This is a genomic window from Haliscomenobacter sp., from assembly GCF_041740695.1.
Classification (GTDB): Bacteria; Bacteroidota; Bacteroidia; order Chitinophagales; family Saprospiraceae; genus Haliscomenobacter.
In genome coordinates, this window is the sequence record NZ_JBGSLK010000071.1 from 1 (window position 1) to 21257 (window position 21257).

General features: G+C 47.6%; 17 protein-coding genes. 9 read left to right on the top strand and 8 right to left on the bottom strand.

Annotated features, from left to right (window positions below):
* Window positions 1–151: 151 nt before the first annotated feature.
* Window positions 152–1711, top strand: a complete 1560-nt coding sequence (locus ACEW9O_RS14860; RefSeq protein WP_373550959.1) for a T9SS type A sorting domain-containing protein — start codon at window positions 152–154, stop codon at window positions 1709–1711.
* A gap of 47 nt (window positions 1712–1758) precedes the next feature.
* A complete protein-coding gene (locus ACEW9O_RS14865; protein WP_373550960.1) occupies window positions 1759–3150 on the top strand; it encodes a hypothetical protein in 1392 nt (463 codons plus the stop codon).
* A 56-nt stretch (window positions 3151–3206) separates the two neighbouring features.
* Here the strand turns inward: ACEW9O_RS14865 and lepB are convergent, their stop codons facing one another.
* Together lepB and ACEW9O_RS14875 are read right to left on the bottom strand one after the other, a co-directional pair.
* A complete protein-coding gene (lepB, locus tag ACEW9O_RS14870; protein ID WP_373550961.1) occupies window positions 3207–4802 on the bottom strand; it encodes a signal peptidase I in 1596 nt (531 codons plus the stop codon).
* Between the two features lie 259 nt (window positions 4803–5061).
* Window positions 5062–6288, bottom strand: a complete 1227-nt coding sequence (locus tag ACEW9O_RS14875) for a metallophosphoesterase (RefSeq protein ID WP_373550962.1) — start codon at window positions 6286–6288, stop codon at window positions 5062–5064.
* A 96-nt stretch (window positions 6289–6384) separates the two neighbouring features.
* On the opposite strand from ACEW9O_RS14875, the gene kdsA reads away from it, so the two are divergent.
* From kdsA to ACEW9O_RS14890, 3 genes are read left to right on the top strand one after another with little or no spacing between them, the layout of a single operon-like run.
* Window positions 6385–7197 (top strand): 3-deoxy-8-phosphooctulonate synthase, encoded by an 813-nt coding sequence (gene kdsA / locus ACEW9O_RS14880; RefSeq protein ID WP_373550963.1) that lies wholly within the window; start codon window positions 6385–6387, stop codon window positions 7195–7197.
* Between the two features lie 6 nt (window positions 7198–7203).
* Window positions 7204–7629, top strand: a complete 426-nt coding sequence (locus ACEW9O_RS14885; RefSeq protein ID WP_373550964.1) for a hypothetical protein — start codon at window positions 7204–7206, stop codon at window positions 7627–7629.
* Window positions 7605–9185, top strand: a complete 1581-nt coding sequence (locus tag ACEW9O_RS14890; protein ID WP_373550965.1) for an NAD(P)/FAD-dependent oxidoreductase — start codon at window positions 7605–7607, stop codon at window positions 9183–9185. The genes ACEW9O_RS14885 and ACEW9O_RS14890 overlap by 25 nt, the downstream gene beginning before the upstream one ends.
* Window positions 9186–9298: 113 nt before the next feature.
* On the opposite strand, the gene ppdK is transcribed toward ACEW9O_RS14890, so the two are convergent.
* The gene (gene ppdK, locus ACEW9O_RS14895) at window positions 9299–12070 is read right to left on the bottom strand and encodes a pyruvate, phosphate dikinase (RefSeq protein ID WP_373550966.1); all 2772 of its coding nucleotides are present in this window, start codon (window positions 12068–12070) and stop codon (window positions 9299–9301) included.
* Window positions 12071–12229: 159 nt separating this feature from the next.
* Here ppdK and ACEW9O_RS14900 point away from each other — a divergent pair, with 159 nt between their 5' ends.
* The 3 genes from ACEW9O_RS14900 (at window position 12230) to ACEW9O_RS14910 (ending at window position 13921) form a co-directional block, all read left to right on the top strand.
* On the top strand, window positions 12230–12649 hold the full coding sequence (locus ACEW9O_RS14900) for a DoxX family protein (RefSeq protein ID WP_373550967.1): 420 nt from the start codon (window positions 12230–12232) through the stop codon (window positions 12647–12649).
* A 135-nt stretch (window positions 12650–12784) separates the two neighbouring features.
* Complete coding sequence (locus tag ACEW9O_RS14905) at window positions 12785–13552, top strand: LytR/AlgR family response regulator transcription factor (RefSeq protein WP_373550968.1); 768 nt, start codon at window positions 12785–12787, stop codon at window positions 13550–13552.
* A gap of 219 nt (window positions 13553–13771) precedes the next feature.
* Window positions 13772–13921 (top strand): hypothetical protein, encoded by a 150-nt coding sequence (locus tag ACEW9O_RS14910; RefSeq protein WP_013766911.1) that lies wholly within the window; start codon window positions 13772–13774, stop codon window positions 13919–13921.
* A 102-nt stretch (window positions 13922–14023) separates the two neighbouring features.
* On the opposite strand, the gene ACEW9O_RS14915 is transcribed toward ACEW9O_RS14910, so the two are convergent.
* Window positions 14024–15697: an Ig-like domain-containing protein gene (locus tag ACEW9O_RS14915; protein WP_373550969.1), complete on the bottom strand. Its 1674-nt coding sequence runs from the start codon at window positions 15695–15697 to the stop codon at window positions 14024–14026.
* A gap of 324 nt (window positions 15698–16021) precedes the next feature.
* Here ACEW9O_RS14915 and ACEW9O_RS14920 point away from each other — a divergent pair, with 324 nt between their 5' ends.
* Window positions 16022–16816, top strand: a complete 795-nt coding sequence (locus tag ACEW9O_RS14920) for a hypothetical protein (protein WP_373550970.1) — start codon at window positions 16022–16024, stop codon at window positions 16814–16816.
* Window positions 16817–16938: 122 nt separating this feature from the next.
* Here ACEW9O_RS14920 and ACEW9O_RS14925 read toward each other — a convergent pair whose 3' ends face one another.
* From ACEW9O_RS14925 to hemL, 4 genes are all read right to left on the bottom strand, one after another.
* Window positions 16939–17676: an NUDIX domain-containing protein gene (locus ACEW9O_RS14925; protein WP_373550971.1), complete on the bottom strand. Its 738-nt coding sequence runs from the start codon at window positions 17674–17676 to the stop codon at window positions 16939–16941.
* 132 nt (window positions 17677–17808) lie between these two features.
* The gene (locus ACEW9O_RS14930; protein WP_373550972.1) at window positions 17809–18492 is read right to left on the bottom strand and encodes a response regulator transcription factor; all 684 of its coding nucleotides are present in this window, start codon (window positions 18490–18492) and stop codon (window positions 17809–17811) included.
* A 213-nt stretch (window positions 18493–18705) separates the two neighbouring features.
* Entirely contained in the window at window positions 18706–19713 is a 1008-nt protein-coding gene (locus ACEW9O_RS14935) for a sensor histidine kinase (protein ID WP_373550973.1), read from the bottom strand.
* 130 nt (window positions 19714–19843) lie between these two features.
* Entirely contained in the window at window positions 19844–21151 is a 1308-nt protein-coding gene (gene hemL / locus ACEW9O_RS14940) for a glutamate-1-semialdehyde 2,1-aminomutase (protein ID WP_373550974.1), read from the bottom strand.
* Window positions 21152–21257: the final 106 nt, after the last annotated feature.

Sequence of the window (21257 nt, forward strand, 5' to 3'; positions counted from 1 at the left end):
CGACTTGGACGAGGATAATGTCAACATCGCTCGCGGCAGCCTCAACCTTCTCAACCTCCCTCAACCATCTAAACCCCTCAACTATGTTAAACTTTCCCCTTCCACTAAACTTCCCCCCCTTTTTCTCGTCTTATTCCTAAAGCCCATAATTATGCAGCAGAAATTACCTCTTTCGTTTTTATTGGTTCTGATTGGATGGGGTGTAAGCTCGGCGCACAATCCAGTTTGGACCCTGGATATTGCCCCGATCCTTTACAAACACTGCACCCCGTGCCACCGCGAGGGCGGCTTGGCACCCTTCCCGCTGGTGAGTTACGAAGATGCCTATTTTAACCGTTTTTCAATTGAATACTCGGTTAAAACTGGGAAAATGCCGCCTTGGCCACCTGATCCCACCTATAGTCGTTTTGCCCACGAGCGCCTGATGAGTGCCGATGAAATCCACCTGATCCAGGAATGGGTTGCTGGTGCCGCCTCTTATGGCAATCCCAAAGATGCCCCCAAAGCCCCGGAATACACTACCGCTCCAGGGATCAGTACGCCAGAGTTGAGCCTGCAAATTCCGGAATACACCATTTCTGGGGAAAAGGATGTATATCGCTGCTTCCCCATTGCGAGTGGGGTGAATGTGGACAAATACATTACTGCCTTTGAATGTGTGCCTGGCAATGGGGAGGTTGTGCACCACGTATTGGTGTATGCAGATACGGCCAAAACGGTTTTGAGCCTTGATGCCCGCGATCCAGGGCCGGGTTATACCAGCTTCGGTGGGGTGGGATCTCAATCGGCGGTGCAAATTGGTGCCTGGGTGCCCGGCAGCCGCCCAACTTTTTACCCCAAAGGGATGGGCCAATTGTTGACCAAAAATGCCACCATCATCCTGCAAGTACATTATGCTCCGGGATCAAAAGGGAAAACCGATCGAACCCGTTTCATCGCACGCCTGGAATCGGGACCGATGCGGCGATTGGAGACACTGCCTTTGCTCAACCACTTTTTGTCCCTGACCAATGGGCCGCTTGTTTTACCCGCCAATCAGGTGAAAACCATTAAATCACAATTGAGAGTTCCGGTTCAAGGTACCGTGATTGCCGTAGCACCACACATGCACCTATTGGGTAAATCCATCAAGGTTTGGGGCATTACGCCCAAAAAAGATACCCTGAAAGTCATCCGCATCAACGATTGGGATTTTCATTGGCAAGGGTTTTATTTGTTTCCCAAAGCAATGGTGATTCCGGCAGGGACAACCGTGTATGGCGAAACCGTATACGACAATACCACCACCAACTTTAGCAACCCGAATTCACCGCCCAAAGAAGTGCGGGTAGGGGAGGGCACTACGGATGAAATGATGTTAGTCTACTTCACCTTCACAGCGTACCAGCCGGGGGACGAGAACCTGATCCTGGCCCCTGAGGCAGTGACTGATAGCCGGGAAATCAAATTGGAAGAACTGGAGCTCAAAGTAGCACCCAATCCAGTCCATTCCAAAGCCCTTATTTCTTTTACCCTCAAGGAGGCAGAACCCATTTGGTTGGATGTGTTTGATGTGCAGGGGCGTTGGGTGCGGAGTTTGGCGACCAATCAAAGTATGGCTGCTGGAGAGAATCAAAAAGAGTTGGATCTGGGTGGTTTGCAGAGTGGGGCCTATTATCTGCGTTTGCGAACGGTTAAGGGGTATGCTTCGAGTCAATTGGTAAAATTGTAGGGTTTCCCGGAAAACCTTTATTTTGGCGTTCTCAACCTACACGCATCATGACCATCAACTTAAACAGCGTTGAATTGCCAAACTTTGGCATGCCCTCCACCGAACCAAGCCTGAGCCAAGCCATTTACGAAGCGCGCATCAACCAATTGCACCAAAAAATGCAGGCCGAAGCCCTCGATTTTGTGATCGTTTATGGCGATCGTGAGCACAACGCCAACACCACTTACCTCTGTGGCTACGATCCACGTTTTGAAGAGAGTTTGTTGATCGTTGGCAAAACGGGCACCCCTCACTTGTTGCTGGGCAACGAAGGCTGGGGTTACGCGGAATTGGCCCCGCTCCCGGTACACCGGGTTTTGTTTCAATCCCTGAGTTTGATGGGGCAAGACCGCCTTTCGGGTGTATCCTTGGGCCGGGCTTTGAGTGACGCTGGAATTACTGCCGAAAGTACGATTGGTGTAGCAGGCTGGAAATACTTTTCCGAGGCTGAATTTACCGATCCAGATTATTGTTTTGAAACGCCATCTTACCTGATTGATGCCCTACGCAAGCTCAGTGGCAACTACCGCCAGGTGCGCAACGCCAATGCGCTGTTGATGAACCCGGACGATGGGCTGCGCATTTTGAACGAAGCAGAACAATTAGCCTTATTTGAATTTGCCGCCTGCCTTACTTCCACTGGCCTCAAAAATGTACTCTTCAACATGCAGCCGGGCATGACCGAAATGCAGTGCGCCACTTTGATGCAGCACAACGGCTTCCCCTTGGGAGCCCATACCATGTTGACCAATGGCTCGCGTGCAGCTTACGGCCTACCTAGTCCATCGATGAACACGCTCAAGGTAGGCGAACCTTTTACCATGGCCATGTGCCTCTGGGGTGGCTTGAATGCCCGGGCGGGCTGGTTGGTACACGATGAAACGGAATTGCCGGATGGGGTAGGGGATTACCTGCAAAAACTAGCCATTCCTTATTTCCGGGCCATCGTCAAATGGTACGAGCACATTGGCATCGGCGTGCCTGCTGGGGAATTGTACGACCTCATCCACGCCGAAATAGGGGATCCATTTTTTGGGGTAAAACTCAATCCTGGGCATTACATCCACATCGATGAGTGGGTGCATTCGCCAGTGTTTAAAGGGTCGGAGCTGAAATTCAAATCGGGCATGGCCTTGCAAGTGGATGTGATACCCGGTACTGGTACAGCGTATCACACCAGCAATATTGAAGATGGGATCGCGCTGGCGGATGAGACCCTACGGGCTGAATTGGCGCAGAAATTCCCGGAAATGTGGCAACGGATTCAAGCCCGCCGGAAATTTATGGCTGAAGTGATCGGGATAAACTTGAAACCGGAGGTGTTGCCTTTTAGCAATATTCCAGCGTATTTGCCGCCGTATATGTTGAGCCCGAGGAGGGTGTTAACGGTGCAGCAATAAAAAAAGGGCACATTCTCGTTGTGGAATGCGCCCTTTTTTTGATCAGTTGGAAAATCTTACCGATTCCCCGCCGACATAAAGATCCTCCGCCAGTTGATCCCCTTCGCCAGGCTACCTTCCTTCAGTGAAAACCAAATCAGTAGCGGCTTACCCACCACATGGTCTTCAGGAACAAAGCCCCAGTAGCGTGAATCTTCGGAGTTGTGGCGGTTGTCCCCCATCATCCAGTAATAATTCTGCTTGAAGGTATAGCTAGTGGCTTCTTTGCCATTGACGTAGAACTTGCCATTGCGTTCCGCAAAATCGTTCCCTTCGTATTTGCCAATCACCCGGCGGTACAGGGCGATGGACTCGGGGTTGAGGGCAATGGTTGCACCTTTTTTCGGAATGTAAATCGGGCCGAAGTTGTCCAGATCCCAGCTACCAAAATGGGCGGTATCATAAGGAAACAAGCGGCTTTGAGTCCGACTCATATCAACGTTTTCGATCACGATGTTTTTATCCATCGCCTTGAGTTTGTTCTTTTGTTCGTTGTTCAGAATCAGCATCATGTTGGCACTGCCGCCACTAACTCCTTGCAGTTGATCCTCCGCCGAAATGCCCCAATCACTGAACTGCTGGGTGTTGATGCCTGCCCCTGAAGGGTTGTACACTTGGTACATGTATTGCAAGTACTTGGGATTGGCACCAGGCTTTCCATTGATGTACACCTGGCGATTGCGGATTTGCAAGGAATCACCGGCCAAACCAATACAACGTTTGATGTAGTGGTCCATTTTGTCCATTGGGCGTGTGACCAAGGGGGCTTGTCCGATACTAATCATAGCGCTTGGTTCGGGAGGAATACTTCCTCGCCTCGCATCGTAAATGCTCCAGGTGCGATTAGGGAAAATATACACACTATCACCTTCAGGGTAGTTGAATACCACTGGGTCGTTGTGGTCGATGCCTTCAAATGCCCTCAGTCTATTGTATTTGAGCTTGGGTTTTTCCAGGTAAGATTCAGTGTTGAGGATCGGGATGCGGTTGTGCAACAATGGTACCATCGCCACCGTCTGTGGCATCCGCAGGCCGTAGCTGGGTTTGCTCACAAACAAAAAATCGCCCACCAGCATGGAACCTTCCATCGAAGAAGTCGGAATCACATAGGCTTCGATCAAAAACATCCGAATAAAAGCTGCAGCAAAAACGGCAAAAACGATGGCTTCAGTCCATTCGCGAATTCCTGATTTTTTGTAAGGGTTTTCGGCCAATAATTTTTTGTGCTGCCGCTCATTGGTCCGAGATTCGTGCAATTTTTGGCGGTAATCCCGCTCCTTGGGCAAAATTGGCCCTTCGTATTTGTCCGTTTTATTGGTGCCCAGGTACAGGAAATAAAAAGGGGCAAACAGTACCGCCAGAAAACTGTGGTAAAATTTGAGTTTACCAAAAGACCGTGCCATATCCACCGCTAAACCAGCGTAGATGAAGATGTTGACGATGGGAAACAAGAGAAAAATGGCGTGGGTGGCTTTGCGCCCCACCAGTTTACACCAAACAACAAAGTTGTATCCTGGAACCAAGCCTTTCCAAGCTTCTTCTCCACATTTTTGAAAAATGAAGTATAAACTTACACTCAACAATACGTAACTCAATACAAAAAACAGGATCATGCTCTGCGTAATTTGTGTGATGGATTGTACGAAAGCCCAAATATAAGGCTTTCAGGGTTAGTTGGGTAACCTTAAATAAAATTACAGTCTTGAAACAAATATTAAAGAACGGAAATGAAATAAAGTAAACACTTGACAGGCTCTTTTTTGATTTTGCTGCGTTGCTCGTCAGTTGCGTAGTTTACTATGCGCCTTCCTCGTGCCTTGCCAAATCAAAAAATAGCTAAGTCAACTCGTTTACTTTATTTCATTTCCGTTCTTAAGCGGGTTGTAAATCAATCAGGGTTACTTCAGGCAAAATGCCCACCCGGCCTGGATACCCCAAAAAGCCCAAGCCACGATTGACGTACAAAAACTGTTCACCCTGCTGATACAGACCCGCCCATTGTTTGTACATAAATTGAGCTGGGCTCCATCTTATCCAGCCGGGAATTTCTACGCCAAACTGAAACCCGTGGGTGTGTCCCGAAAAAGTAACGTGAATGTCCTTAAATTCCGGGACAATTTGAACATCCCAATGCGAAGGGTCGTGTGAAAGCAAAAGTTTGACATTGACCCCATCCGATCCCTGGTGCGCATCTGCCAAACGGCCCATTTTGGGAAATTGGGGCAAAGCCGAGTAGTTTTCAACCCCAATGACCGCTATTTTTTCATCATTGATGTCGAGGATGCGGTGCTCGTTCATCAATAAGTTCCAACCCAATTTTTTGTGAATTTCTTTAAGGTTTTCCAAGTTGGCCTCCTTTTCTTCCGCATTTTTCCAGTTGTGGTAGTCCCCGTAATCGTGGTTGCCTAAAACGGAATACACTCCGTACTTGGCTTCAATTTTGTCAAAAACATCCATGTAATCCGCCATTTCATCGGCGTGGTCATTAACCAAATCTCCGGTAAAAAAGACCAGATCGGGCTTTTGCGCATTGATGATGTCGATCGCGTTTTTAACCGGATCTTTGAAGGTAAAACTCCCCGAGTGGATGTCCGAAATTTGTACAATTTTTAATCCTGCCAATTTGGGTGACAAACCTTTAATGCCAATGGTTTGCTGGAACAACTTATACCGATAGGGATTGCGGAGGATACCGTAAGACAGGGTGAAGAAAGGGATGGCACCCATAAACACGCCCATTTTACTCAAAAACTTGGAGCGACCAATGTCAAAATTGGGATCCCCGTTCACCCGTTGAGCGACCCACATGGTCAGGCGGCGCAAATCGTCGATGAGCAACATGGGTAAAATGAGAAACTTGGAAATATAAATGATGAACACCACCGTACGTGAGTAGGTCTCCATGTTTTTGCTCCAGCCATCAGCCCAGCCCCAATTATGGGCCAGCAGGTAAAACACGCTAAATGCTGTAAGGCCCCAAAAAAAGCCATAGGCAATATTTTTTGCCAACATCGACCAGTCTTGCACAATCAGTTTAACCGCTTGAAAACTATAAAAGTCGATGACCAATAACACAAGGATGAAGATAGTGAATCGCATTTTGATTGGATTGATAAACACTCGTTTAACACTAGATTAGGACAAAGGGATTAATTTTACGTGTAAATTTGCGTTTTCTTAGACCATAAATCAAATATGCTGGACAAAATACCCAATCTTAAGCATCTGGATAGTGGAAACTTTTTCCTTATTGCTGGTCCTTGTGCCATCGAGGGAGAAGACATTGCCTTTGAAATTGCTGAAAAAGTACACCAACTATGTACCCAATTTCAAATTCCCTACATCTTTAAAGGCTCCTACCGCAAAGCCAATCGTTCACGCCTCGATTCCTTTACCGGGATCGGTGATGAACAGGCACTGGAGGTGTTGAAAAAAGTAGGCCAACACTACGGCATTCCTACGGTTACGGATATTCACACCGACGAAGAAGCGGCACTGGCTGCACAATACGTCGATGTGCTGCAAATCCCGGCATTTTTATGTCGCCAAACCAGCCTTTTGGTGGCCGCAGCTGACACGGGCAAGGTGGTCAACGTCAAAAAAGGACAGTTCATGAGCGCCGAAGCCATGAAGTATGCGGTGGATAAAATTCGTCAATCGGGCAATGAAAAAATCATCCTCACCGAGCGCGGAGTAACCTTTGGCTATCAGGATTTAGTGATCGATTACCGCGGGCTGCCCGTGATGCAATCTTTCGGAGTGCCTGTCGTTTTGGATTGTACTCACTCACTCCAACAACCCAACCAAGACAGTGGTGTAACAGGTGGCCGACCCGCCCTCATTGAAACGGTAGCCAAAGCGGCCATTGCTGTAGGGGTAGATGGTTTGTTCCTAGAAACCCATCCGCGCCCATCTGAGGCCAAATCCGATGCGGCAAATATGTTACCTTTGGAACGTTTGGAAGCCATGTTGGAAAAATTGGTGAAAATCCGGAAATCAATACTATAAGAACTTATGAAAAAATTGCTGCTAGCCTGTGTTCTTTTTGCGTTGCCGCTGCTGATCCATGCCCAGATCAAGCGCACCATTCATGAAGTGATCGAGGTGTCGGATACCATCCAAACCCTCACTTTTGAATTTTATGATTCGCTCAAAGTGCAAACCTGGCCCAGCAATTCGATCATGTTGGAGATTTTTGTGATCCACAAAGAAAACAGCACCGATAGTGTACTCAAGGGTTTGATCGAACAAGGGCGGTATCGTTTGGATCCCGTGAAATCGGTGGATCGTTTGCACGTCAAGTTTGACTTGCGCAACCGGGGCATTTTGAATACGCTCACCAGTGGCGAAATCCCCGAAGAAGTCAGCATCAATATTTTTATCCCCGAGGATTTTGTCGAGGGTCAAAAAGGGGAATGGACCCGCAAAAAAATGCCGTGACGCACGAAATCGATATAAAAATGCTGCCCGCCGAAGCCAAAGATGAAACGGCCATCCGGCGCAAGGCAGCCAGTAAATTAAATTTGCGGGAAGATCAAATCCAGGATTTACGCGTTCTGCGCCGCTCAGTAGATGCCCGGAGCAGCCAGCCCATTTTTTTGCTGCGGGTAGCTGTATATGTTGGCGAAGCGTATGAGGCCGAGCCAGCCATCCTGGCCCAACTGAAATCGGTTGCTGATCGCCCTGCTGTGATCATTGTAGGCGCAGGCCCTGCGGGGTACTTTGCAGCAATGGAGTTGATTGAACAAGGCTTGAAGCCGATCGTGCTGGATCGGGGTACCGATGTGCGCACCCGCCGCAGAGATTTAAGAGCCATCCAGCAGTTTGGACAAGTTAACCCCCATTCCAATTATTGTTTTGGCGAAGGAGGTGCCGGGACTTACTCCGATGGCAAACTCTACACCCGCTCCCACAAACGCGGCACCATCGACAAGGCCATGCAACTGCTGGTTGAACACGGGGCCTCTTCCGAAATCCTCATCGACGCCTACCCGCATATTGGTTCCAATAAATTGCCGAACATCGTGGCGAATATTCGGGCAACCATCGAGCACTACGGTGGAGAAGTCCATTTCGACAGTTATGTTACCGATTTTATCCTGCACCAGGGGCGGATGCTGGGCGTAGTGGTCAATGAACAGCAGGAATACCGGGGCGAGGCCGTTATTTTGGCCACAGGCCACTCTGCCCGCGACATTTATTACCTGCTCCATCGCCATCAAATTGCCCTTGAGGCCAAACCTTTTGCCTTGGGCGTTCGCATCGAGCATTCCCAGCAACTCATCGACCGCATCCAATACCACCTGCCTGATCGGGGTGAACATTTGCCCGCGGCCAGTTACAAGCTGGTGACTCAGGTGGCTGGACGGGGTGTTTTTTCATTCTGCATGTGCCCCGGTGGCCTGGTAGTACCCGCCGCAACCGCGCCCGGGGAAATCGTGGTGAATGGCATGTCACTATCGCGCCGCGATTCTCCGTACGCCAACTCAGGGACGGTGGTCGCCATTGAAATGGAAGACCTGGTACCCTTCATGCAGCACGGCGTGTTTGCGGGCCTGGAATTCCAACGCAGTGTGGAACAAGCCATGTTCAATTTTGGTGATGGCAGCCAAAAAGCACCAGCGCAACGCTTGACCGATTTTGTCAAAGCAAAAATATCGAGTGATTTACCGGGCTCTTCTTACATCCCGGGTTTAGTGCCCGCACCCTTACACGAATTGCTCCCTGCAGCCATCTACAATCGCCTCAAACAAGGCGTGGCGGATTTTGGCCGCAAAATGAAAGGTTATTACACCGAAGATGCCAATGTGATTGGCACCGAAAGTCGCACCAGCTCGCCGATTCGGATTCCACGCAATGCGGAGACTTATATGCATGACGGGGTTCAGGGCTTGTTCCCTTGTGGTGAAGGCGCGGGGTATGCTGGTGGGATCATTTCAGCGGCGATGGATGGGCAGAATGTGGCGAAGGGGGTGAAGGCGTTTGTGGGCGGGTGAAGGCCAATGAAAAATCGCCACTTAAATTAAAAAACCCACCCAAAAGTTACAAATCTTCGGGTGGGTCAGCAAAGTCCCTTTGGTTAGCTACTCACGGCTTCCCAATTAAAACTTTACCCCACAGCTTCCAACTCCGGCTGCTGCTTCAGTTCCACCTTTTTCGGAACATCCTTGATCGCTGCCTGCGTAGCCGCCAAACGTGCAATCGGCACCCGGAATGGTGAACAACTCACGTAGTCCAGCCCACTGCGGTGGAAGAACTCAACCGAAGCAGGATCACCACCGTGTTCGCCGCAAACCCCAAGTTCCAAATCTGGCCTAACCGAACGTCCCTTTTGTACAGCCATTTGTACCAACATGCCCACTCCTTTTTGGTCGATAGACTGGAATGGATCCTTTTCGTAAATGCCGTTTTTCAAGTAATGAGGCAGGAATTTGCCCGCATCGTCGCGGGAGAAGCCCAAAGTCAATTGCGTAAGGTCGTTGGTACCAAATGAGAAGTATTCGGCCTGACTGCCTACGCTATCCGCGATCAGCGCTGCACGAGGGGTTTCGATCATGGTGCCGACCAGGTAGTGGACCCTATCTTTCCGCTCCGCAAAAACCATTTCTGCGGTACGGCGAATGACTGCGGCCTGCGCATTGTATTCGCGAACGGTACCAATCAGAGGAACCATGATTTCCGGTTTTACCGTAATTCCTTTGGCTTGTATGTTCAGTGCGGCCTCAAGGATGGCCCGGGTTTGCATTTCCGTTATTTCGGGATAGGTGATCCCCAGGCGGCAGCCCCGGTGGCCCATCATTGGGTTGAATTCTTCCAATTCTTCGACGCGCATCTTGATTTTGCCCAGCGAAACCCGCATTTCCTGTGCCATCACTTGCTGACTGGCTTCATCGTGCGGTACAAACTCGTGCAGTGGTGGATCGAGCAGGCGGATGGTTACGGGCAGGTCGTGCATTTCGCGGAAAATGGCTTCAAAGTCGCTGCGCTGCATCGGCAACAGTTTGGCCAAGGCTTTGCGGCGACCAAATTCATCGTCGGCCAGAATCATTTCCCGCACCGCACGAATGCGATCCCCCTCAAAGAACATGTGCTCGGTACGGCAGAGTCCAATACCCGTAGCGCCGAATTCGCGAGCGATCAGCGCTTCTTCGGGTGTATCGGCATTGGCCCGTACTTCCATGCGGCGGTATTTGTCCGCGAGGGCCATGAGCATACCAAAGTCGCCACTCAGTTCCGCATTTTTGGTGGTAATTTGTCCTTCGTACACTTCACCAGTAGAGCCATTGAGCGAAATCCAGTCCCCTTCGTGCCAGGTTTGTCCGTCGATAGTCATCGTGCGGTTTTTGTAATCCACGTGGATGGCACCAGCCCCAGAAACGCAGCATTTACCCATCCCACGAGCCACTACTGCAGCGTGTGAAGTCATGCCACCACGGGCGGTGAGGATACCTTTGGCCACACTCATCCCCCGCAGGTCTTCGGGTGAGGTTTCCAGGCGCACCAAAATGACGGACTGACCATGTTTGGCCCATTCTTCGGCATCCTCGGCAAAAAAGACAATTTGGCCAGTGGAGGCACCAGGCGAAGCTGGGAGGCCACGCGCCAATACCTGTGCATTTTTCATGGCCTCGCCATCAAAAATGGGGTGCAACAACTCATCCAATCGGTGGGGGTCTACCCGCAACAAAGCTGTTTTTTCATCAATCATCTCTTGCTCCAACATTTCCATGGCAATGCGGACCATGGCGGCGCCGGTGCGTTTGCCGTTGCGGGTTTGCAACATCCAGAGTTTTCCTTCCTGGATGGTGAATTCTACGTCCTGCATGTCCTTGTAGTGGTTTTCGAGCTTTGTTTCAGCTGCTACCAACTGTTGGTACACTTCAGGCATGATTTCTTCCAGGGAAGGGTAGTTTTTGCGGCGTTCTTCTTCGCTGACACAAGCCAGTTGTGCCCAACGGCGGGAGCCCTCCAGCGTAATTTGTTGAGGAGTACGGATCCCCGCTACAACATCTTCTCCCTGGGCATTGACCAGGAATTCTCCGTTAAAAAGGTCTTCGCCAGTACCTGCATCGCGGGTGAAAGCTACGCCAGTTGCACTGGAATCGCCCAAGTTGCCAAAAACCATGGCTTGTACGTTGACGGCAGTACCCCAGGATTCAGGGATGTCATTCAATTCGCGGTAAACCCTAGCTCGGTTGTTGTTCCAGCTTTCAAAAACGGCGACTACTGCACCCCAGAGTTGTTCCCAGGGATCCGTAGGGAAATCACGGCCCAAACGCGCACGAATCAATGATTTGAAGCGCTGAACAAGTTCGCGCAAATCATTGGCATCCAAATCGGTATCTAGTGTGACGCGGCGCTCCTCTTTGAGCATGTCGATGATGACTTCAAATGGGTCGTGGTCTTCTTTGGAAACGGGTTTTAGCCCCATCACCACGTCGCCATACATTTGTACAAAACGGCGGTAGGAGTCCCAGGCAAAACGCTCATTGCCTGTTTTGCGGGCCAGGCCTTCCACCGCACGATCGTTGATGCCCAAATTCAGGATGGTGTCCATCATACCTGGCATAGAGGCACGGGCACCCGAGCGAACGGATAAAAGGAGGGGATCGTCGTCGTTGCCAAAAGTTTTTCCCATCTCTTTTTCCAGCAAGGCAACTCCCGCTTCAACCTCAGCTTTGATGAGGTTCAATACGTAGTCCTTGCCTTTTTTAGTGTATTCGGTACAGGCTTCGGTCGTAATGGTAAATCCGGGGGGAACCACAATTCCCAAGCGGCACATTTCGGCTAGATTAGCGCCTTTTCCACCGAGTAAATTTTTCATGGAGGCTTCGCCCTCCGTCCTGGAGGCGCTGAAGACGTAGACATACTTCTGTTGCATAGCTTGACAAATGATGTAGTCTGATAAATGATATCGATGCCTAAGCTATCAGGTTTACAAATCTGAAAAAAGGAGGGATGTCATGCGGAAAATTGAATAAAGTCAGTACATTGTCCAAGTAACCTTCTGTTCATACAGTCTAATGACCAAATCCTCGACATGAAAGCCATTATGGACCTCATTGGTCGCATCTGTATCTCGCTGATTTTTTTCTATGAAGCCTATGACTCCATCATGTATGCCAAGGCAACCAAGCAGATGATGACCGATTATGGCCTGGTGTGGCGACAAGATTTACTCTTTTATGGCGCTGTAGTGGCTTTGGTATTGGGCAGCATTTTGGTTTTGATTGGGTATCGGGCCAGTTTAGGCGCTTTTTTGTTGCTGGCTTATTGGATTCCCGTAACCCTGATTGTACATTCGTTCTGGAATGATGCCCCGGAACTGCGGCGGATGGAATCCATTCAATTTATGAAAAACATCGCCATTGCCGGGGGGCTGCTTTCAGTGCTGGTTAATGGGAGTGGCAAAATCAGTATTCGCCGCTTGTTTGCTACTTTTCGGGTACGTAATGCGTAAGAGTTGGTCTAGGGAGAAGAAATTTATTTTTTTCATATATAAAACCCTTTTCTCTGTTTTTTTGTATCTTTACGAGTACCCGATCGGTTTTTAATCGTTCATTCAGGATATTTACTTCTAAAAAAAGTGACAAACGTGGTTAAGGCAATAATCGTTGAAGACGAGATTAAAGGAAGGAATAATCTCAAGAACTTGCTCAAACAACACTGTGAGCAGGTTGAAATCATTGGGGAAGCCGGAACCAACTCCGAGGCTTTGGTCCTGTTGTCTGATGAGACTATAGAGCCCGATGTTGCCTTTTTAGACATAAGCCTTCCCGACGGACTGATATTTCAAATGCTCAGTCAGTTGGAAAATTTAGATTTTGAGATTATCTTTGTCACAGCTTACGAAGAGTACGCCATCAAAGCCTGTGAATACAGCTCGATCGGCTACATTTTGAAGCCGATTGACCCCGACGCGCTAAAAGAAGCCGTCAGCCGGATTCGTATCCGTACCAAAAATCAAATGGATAAGCGTCTGGAAATTTTTAGCGCTTATTACAACAACCCCAATGCTTTTTCAAAAATGAGCATTTCTGCTGTAGACGGCATCTACTTTGTCAACATCAAAGACATTGTACGCTTCGAAGCAGAAGACAATTATACCCACATCTACCTCAACAGCAGTGAAAGAATCACTGCATCCCGCACAATCAAATCATACGAAGATTTGTTAGCTCCCTTCAATTTTTACAGGGTACACAAACGCCATGTGATCAATTTGAACTACATGCGCAAGTTTGTGAAAGGAGAAGGAGGCTTCGTGATTATGGATGACAACATCAAGATCGAAGTTTCCCGTCGGCGTCGACCTGCATTTATGGAGCAACTCCGCAGATTACAGGAAGGACCGGTGCAGTAGGTACAAAAATTGAATTTTTTTCATTTTTTTTACCTCAAAAATCTCTTAAAAACTTAGTTTTGGCAGGGTTTGTAGCTTGCATACAAGGTTGTGTCTTGTAGTTGTATGTACAACTTCAGGATAAATTGACGTTTATTACTTGGTACTTTGGGGTAGTGTTCTTAACTTTCGCAATAGGAACCGATTTAAGCAATTTTTTATCCCATAAAACGCACTCATATGGGAAAACCAAAAGATGAAAAAAAGAACCTGGACGACCTGAAAAAAGACCTGAAAACCGTCAAGAAAGAAGATATGAAAAAGATCACTGGCGGTAAAAAGGATGGTAAGAACTGGAACAATGGCTGTGGGGGAATCATCCCGCAGTAGACTATGTTTCGAATGTCCGAACGCTGTTCTTAAAAACGGAAAAACCTCCTGCAAGCATTTTGCCACAGGAGGTTTTTCCATTTCACGCTGATAAAATACTGTCTATAGCTTGACAAATGAAGCACGTTGCCCATCTTGGGTGATGAGCCAATAACGACCTACGCCTAGATCTTGTACGTCTAATTCTCTACGCGTGGTATTTTCCTGTACCATCCGACCTACTGCATCATAGATGCGGATGCGGGTTGCTTCGTTCAAACCCATCAAATAGAGTTTCTCTCGCACCGGATTTGGAAAGAACTGCAATTCTTGATAAGGGATGTCTCGCGTTGAAGTCATGGTACTTACCGTCAGATTGATCACCTTACTTTCTTTCAGCTCGTCGATGTCGTCCCAGGTTTTTGCTTTCAATTTGTGAACGCCCAAGGGCAGATTGTTGAGTGTGATGGCGTAAGGGGGCTGTCCGTCCTCACCGATTTTTACATCATTCAGGTAAAGCTCTACTTTGATGATTTCCCCATCGGGGTCATTCGCATCCAACTTGACTGTCAAGGGTTTACTCTGTAGAATTGTGGTATCCTTGGTCGGATTTTGGAAGAGTAGATTGGGTGGAGCATTGACAATGACCGCTACGGGGGACGACGTACTGGAAGCCCCAAAGTTGTCAAAGGCTTTGGCCGCATAAATGTAGCCTCCTGAGCTTAAGTTGTTGACAATGAAGGTAAAAGGAGATTCGATGTCTTCTCCTAGTTTTTCACCATTTTGCCAAAACTCCACTCGACTCACAACGCCATCGGCGTCGCTAGTGCTCACTTGTAGGGTCAACACACTACCAGGAGTGTATTTTGCCCCGGTAGTGGGACTGGCAATGGCTACAATTGGAGGGGCGTTGATAACAAAATTAAGGGGGCTTGAAGCAGCAATGCCTCCCAAATCATCCGTCGCTCGTGCAAAGAAACTGTAGTTGCCATAAGTGTTGCCATCGTATTCGTATTCATAGGGCGCGATGCTATCTTCGCCTACCTTGGCATTGTTCAGGTAAAACTCCACCTTTTTTATACTGCCATCGGGGTCGTTGGCACTTACTTCAAAGTTAAGGGTAGAAAACAATGGATAAGTATTGCCATTCCGAGGGCCACCGACCTGAACCACCGGCACAGCATTGACCAGAACGGCGGCAGGTGTAGATACGCCCGAGCCACCGCGCGAGTCAAAAGCTTGAACTGCAAAGAAATAAGGCCCGGGAATCAGGTTGCTCAACGACAAGGAATATGGGGCAATGGAGTCTTCCCCCACCTTGGTCCCATTTTGCAAAAAAGTGACCTTGGTGATTCTGTCATCGGTATCACCCACTCTGGCCAGTAAAATCAAATTTGCAGTGCCATGGAAAATGCTGTTGTTGGCTGGAGAGCTCAAAAAAGCAAAAGGTGCAGCATTGATGGTAATTGAGATTGCGCTGGAGACTTTGGAAGCCCCTTGGTTGTCAAAGGCCTTGGCCGTAAAGCTGTACACACCCGGGGGGGTAAAACCTAGCTGGTAATCGAAGGGCGCATCGCTGGCTTCTCCAATTAGTTGCCCATCCTGGTAAAACTCTACTTTGTCGATGGCTCCATCAGGGTCGGTGGCATTGGCGGTGAGACCGATGGTTTGACCCTGTTGAAAAATGGTGCCATTGGCAGGAGCAGTAAGTGTTACAGTAGGCGTAAGGTTCTGAGCTTGACATAAATAGACGCATAATAGTGCTGGGAACAGTGCACTAAAGTTTTTAGTGTGCATAAAATCAGTTTTTGGTTTGAGGACAGGAGATAAGGGGTCTCATGCCTCTTTTGTCATAAATCTATGACGCAATTTACAACAGAAAATTAGAACCTTAAATAGCTGAATATTTTGTATAAGAGAAAAAATAAAATACTAATTGATAAGTGCTAGAGTATGAGGCGAACACAAGAGATATTGAGAAAAAAAGAATGTGTTTAGGTCAAATGCAAAGTACGCAGTATATTTGCAAGCAGCAGATGTTGCCTTCCAACCGTTTTCAGGATATTGAAGCTGAGGAGGCTAGACATTGACTGGCAGTAGATAACCCAAAAATGAATACTTATGCTCGCTTATGTATCAAAAATGGTACCCCTGTTGTGCCTCTTGCTGGTGATGCAAGCGTGCAATACAGACAAAACCGAAGCGCCGGTTTTGGACACAGAAATTGCTAAAGAGTACGAATTGGACTTATGGGAAACCCTGGACAACAATACCCGGACCTTCCAAATTCGGGCCAATACCATTCAAAGCCAGGACTGTCTGAATTACTACATCGAAAGTTCGATCAGCCGTAAAGGCAGTAGTTTTGAAATCAACTTGGGTAAACCCCAAATTCCCAGCGTATGTGAACGCGGCATCGGCACCGCCAAATCCACGCTTGACCTGGGAACCATTTCCAACGGAACGTATAACCTCACCATCAAACTTGGACAAATTGTGCCCAGTACCGGGCGCTTGTTGGTCAGTAATGGTAGTTTTTATTTGTCAATCCTAAATCCAATCGGTTTTCGGATCACTCACAACAACTTATTGCGGGTGCCCGATAACACCATCTGGGGCTACATCGGTTACGATGCGAATGCCTTACCGGTGGTTACACAGTTTTTTACTGATCTGGCCGGCATCAGCCAAATTATTGATTTGCCCAAAGGCTACTATGGTCATTTTAACTTATTGGAAAGTGGTGCCATCGAATTGGGCAATGCTCAAGTATCTACTGACCGACCCATTCAGCCTATTTTGCGGCGCTTTCAAGCCAATGAAAAAGACCTGGAAAAGTTGATTCAAACCTATCGGGAAAAACATGGACAATCCGTCTTCATCCGTTTGCGCAATACGGCAGGCAAAGAGTACTAAGTGTAGTGGGGCAAAAATAAATGTTCATTTTTTTTAGGCCAAAGAATTAGCTAAGACACTTTAAATGAACCGTTTACTTATTTAATTCTTTGGCAAAATGAACACTTATTTTTTTATCGCCCTTAGCTACTTACTTCTACAGTTTTCTTTATTTTGATCGGCGTCTCTTTGAGTTCAAAATTGAATCCCTGCTCCACCAGCTTATTGTAACGCTTGCGGTCAAATTTATACAATTTGGCGGGTCGATGCGCAACTCCTTCCTGCGTTTCGTCACAATCCACGAGCAAATTCATGGACAAAATCTTCTTGCGAAAGTTCCGCTTGTCCAGGGGGCAGCGCAGGATGGCTTCATAAAGGTGCTGTAATTCTGTCAAGGTAAATTTAGGGGGCAACAATTCAAAACCAACCGGACGGGTTTTGACCAACCACTTTAATCGTTGTAGGCAGGATTCTAAAATGGTATCGTGGTCAAAAGCAAGGTGTTGCAAACCATTGACCGTATGCCATTGCGCTTGTAAAGCAATGGAAGAAGGCTGAATGATGTAATTGTCGATTTTGATCAGAGAAAAGTAAGAAACGGTAATGACCCGTCCAAAAGCGTGGCGATTGACCGAACCAAAGGCATGTACTTGCTCCAAGTAGACGTTGGTAAGCCCAGTCAATTCTGACAAAACCCGTTTTGCTGCAGCATCGAGATCCTCTTCAGTTTTTACAAAATAGCCTGGTAAGGCCCATTCCCCGATGTGTGGTTCCTCACCCCTTTTGATCAGCAAAACCTTTAAATCACCTTCGTCGAAACCAAAAATAACGTTATCTACAGTGAAGGCTGATTTGAAATAATTGTCAAAATTTGTCGCCATTTTTTCGGTAAAATTGTTGTAGTGCAGCTTGGCCAAACAAATTATAAAACCTTCACAGGAAAACCAAATAAAGACAAAGTAATTAGTGTAAAAAATGCACTAACTAATGGAAGGTGGTTTTTTAGCGGTTGTTTAAGTGGCAAATTTGTAACCCACTCCACGGATGGAATGAAAATGGCGCGGATTTTTGGAGTCGTCTTCAAAGTTGCGCCGGAATTTAAGGATGAAGTTGTCAATGGTTCGGGTACTGGGATAAACGTCATAGCCCCAAACTGACTGTAGGATTTGTTGCCGTGAAACCACTTCATTGCGCCGGTCAATCAGGAGCTTCAAAAGCATGGCTTCCTTTTTGGTCAACACAAAACGCCCCAGAATACCATCGGCTTCAAAAGTGATAAAATTGATGCGGTTGGTGCCAAAGTCAAAAATTTCGGGGGTGTTTTCCGGTGATTTGCTGGTACGTTTAATCAGGTTGTTGATGCGCAGCAGCAATTCTTCGAGTACAAAGGGTTTGGTGAGGTAGTCGTCAGCACCTTTTTTTAACCCCGAAATGCGGTCGCCTACGGCATCCTTGGCAGTGAGGAAAATGACGGGAACCTCCATGTCGGTAAGTCGAATTTGTTCACAAATTTGAAAACCGTCAATTTCAGGCAGCATCACATCTAAGATGATGAGATCAAAATGTTGTTCTTGAAAATAACGGATGGCGTCTCTACCGTTTCCGGTCGCCACTACCTCGAAATTTTCCAATTCAAGGTTTAGTTTGACGACCTCGCGGATGTTTTCTTCGTCTTCAACAAGGAGGATACGCATCATGGTGTGAAAAATTTAGCTGAGTAGTGGGGCAAAAATAAGTGTTCATTTTTTCTGAGCCAAAGGATTAGATAAGAAACTTAAAATGAAGCGTTTACTTATCTAATCCTTTGGCAAAATGAAACACTTATTTTTTTATCGCCCCTAAGGATTGAAAATGGGTGCTCAAGACTACAAAAAATCCTGGGATATATAGTTTTTATTATACTACTAATTTCAATTAACTGGCAGGAGTATTTCAAAAATGCTTCCCTTTGGATCGTTATCATGTACACTGATTCGTCCCGAATGTGCCCGAATAATTTGATCAACGATGTACAAACCCAAACCAGTCCCCTTAGCGGTACGGGTGTCTTCGTTGCCTACCCGGTAAAATTTTTGGAAAATTTGTTTCTTTTCCTTTTCGGGAATACCCACTCCTTGGTCTTTAACTTGTAGCTTTATTTGCCCGTTCTCCTGCATACTCAAATAAGCTTCGATGTCGGCTTTACCGCCATTGCCAGAGTATTTTACGGCATTTTCCAGCAAGTTGAGCACCACCGAAATCATTCCCATTTTATCCCCCTGGAAATAGGGCATTTCCCCTTCCTGTTTAAAACTAAAGTGGGTGTCGGGGTATTTATCGCTCAATTTGGCAATGATTTCTTCCAGCAACTCATGTAGATCAAGGGGCTCTTTGTTGGCCTGGTAAGCAGATTCCAGTTTTGCTGAAAAAAGCAGGTTGTTGACCAAAGTATTGAGGCGTTCGGTTTCTTTGAGTGCATTGCCTTGCAATTGGGACGTTTTTTCCCGGGGCAATTCCCGCTTCAGCAGGGTTTCCAGGACCAAACGGATCGATGCGATGGGTGATTTTAGCTCATGGGTGATGGACAACAAGAAATTCCGACTCTGTTGGGAAGCAATCATCTCTTTGTTGTAGCCCCGATTGATCAGATATACCCCAAATACCAAGCTGATTACAAAAACCACTGCTTCGCCCACAATCATCCACTCCTGCCGGGTATAGTGTTTGGACAAACTTTCGTATTGAGCACTCGCCAAAAATTGGGAATTATTTTTGATGACGCCTTCCGCAATCATACCTATCTTCATCAACTCACTTTTGGCTTCAAAAGCATCGCGGTTTTTGGTAAACAGCAATACTGTCCACCAGGTGAATGCCATCATCATGTAGGCTATCACGAGGTAAGAGAGGAAGCGGAGGCGGATGTTTTGTTTTTCCATGATTTAAAGTTGAAAGGGTTGAGTGATGTTGAGTGAGGTTGAGAAGGTTTAGGCTCCGCAAACGACTTGGACAAGAACGTGTCTAAGCCGCTTGCGGAGCCTAAACCTTCTCAACCTTCCTCAACTTTCCTCAACTAAAAACGATATCCAAAGCAGCCTTAAACTGCTCAGCTGCTTCGGCCAAGTCGGCGTCAGTATGTGCAGAAGATACAAAACCTACTTCGTAACCCGAAGGCCCCATATACACTCCTCTTTTGAGCAATTCCAGGTGCAAAATTTTGAAATGGCTCATGCTCGCTGGATCAATTTGTTCGGCGGCAATAATGCGTTCAGTGGCAAAAGCTATCCAAAAGATGGATCCAATGTGAGGAAAGGTGACTGGGTAACCCTTGCTGGTGGCGTAATCCTGAATGGATCCCACAAAAGCAGCGGTTTTAGCACTCAGCGTCTCGTAAAAACCAGGCTCCAGCAATTGCTTCAAAGCGGCGTACCCTGCGGCCATAGCCACCGGATTCCCGGATAGTGTTCCCGCCTGATACACTGGCCCATCGGGCGCAATGTTGCTCATGAGCTCGGCACTGGCAGCGTAGGCACCAACTGGCATCCCACCACCGATGATTTTGCCAAAAGTGAGGATATCTGGTTTGATGCCATAATAACCAGCCGCGCCTTCAAACCCTACCCGAAAACCAGAGATGACTTCGTCAAAAATCAGCAGCACATTGTGCTTATAAGCCTTTAAACGCAGGCATTCCAGAAAAGAAGGGTCTTGCAGCAAAAGGCCATTGTTCGCAGGGATAGGTTCCACAATGATACAGGCTATGTTGTGTCCTTCCTGCTGGAGGGTTTCTTCCAGCTTTTCGCGATCGTTGAGTGGCAACACGATGGTCTCCTGCGCAAAAGCCTCAGGGATACCAGCCGAAGTACTTTCTCCAAAAGTGATCAAACCCGAACCTGCCTTCACCAACATGGAATCAACGTGACCGTGGTAACAGCCTTCAAATTTGATGACCTTACTTTTACCCGTTGCGCCGCGCGCCAGCCGCAATGCCGACATCACCGCCTCAGTACCCGAACTGACAAAACGCAGTTTTTCGATGTAGCGGTGGTTGTCAATGATCAGCCGACCCAATTCAATCTCCAGTCGGGTAGGGGCCCCAAAAGAAGTGCCCTCGGCAACTGCCGCATAAATGTGTTCCCGGATTTGAGCATTGTTGTGCCCCAAAATCAGCGGCCCCCAGGAGCCACAAAAATCGATGTATTGCTGATCATCTTCATCCCAGATACGGCAACCATCGCCTTTTTTGATAAAAATGGGAGTACCAAAAACCGACTTGAATGCCCGCACTGGCGAATTGACGCCACCCGGAAATAATTTTTTAGCCTCAGTAAAAAGTGCTGCTGAAACAGTACGCTTGTGATCGAGGAGAGTTTCCATCCTTTATTTTTGTTAACTTGCTACAAATGTAACAAAAGCAGAAGCAAATGTTCAAACTGCGGTAAAGGTGTGACGGAGAAATGAAGAAGAATGGGTGTGGGTAAGA